At 66.2% G+C, this 464-nt stretch carries 1 protein-coding gene; it reads right to left on the reverse strand.

Going from position 1 to position 464, the window contains the following annotated elements:
* Positions 1-464, reverse strand: a 464-nt coding sequence (locus tag IEY93_RS39055; protein WP_229691778.1) for an extracellular solute-binding protein, incomplete at both ends; no start/stop codon positions are given.

The following is a 464-nucleotide window of genomic DNA, read 5'->3' on the forward strand; positions in this document are numbered from 1 at the left end:
TCCGCCCACAAAGCGGCCGCCGACACCCCCTCCGCCGAATCCAGCTTCGACAGCGACGCCCCCGACCCCCAGAACCACGGCAGGAACTGGAAACTCCCCTCCTCGGTCCCGATCGCCGAGAACGTGATCCCCTTCTTCCCCGCCGCCTTCACCTTCACCAGCGCCGCCGTCAACGACGCCCAGTCCTTCACCGACCCGACATCCACCCCCGCCTTCTTCAACACCCCCACGTTGTAATACAGAGCGAGAGTATTCGCCCCGATCGGCACCCCGTAGCTCTTACCCCCGCTCTGCCCCGCCGCCAGCAGATTCGGCGCGATCGCCGAGGTGTCCAGCCTGTTCTCCTCCGTCGTCGTCAACACCCCCGCCTCCGCCAGCGTCGACACCACCGGATTGTCCACGATCAGCACATCCGCCGAATTGCCCTGCTGCGCCGCCAGCAACGCCTTGTTCGTCAGATCCGT

The organism is Sphaerisporangium melleum (assembly GCF_014646695.1).
Classification (GTDB): domain Bacteria; phylum Actinomycetota; class Actinomycetes; order Streptosporangiales; family Streptosporangiaceae; genus Sphaerisporangium; species Sphaerisporangium melleum.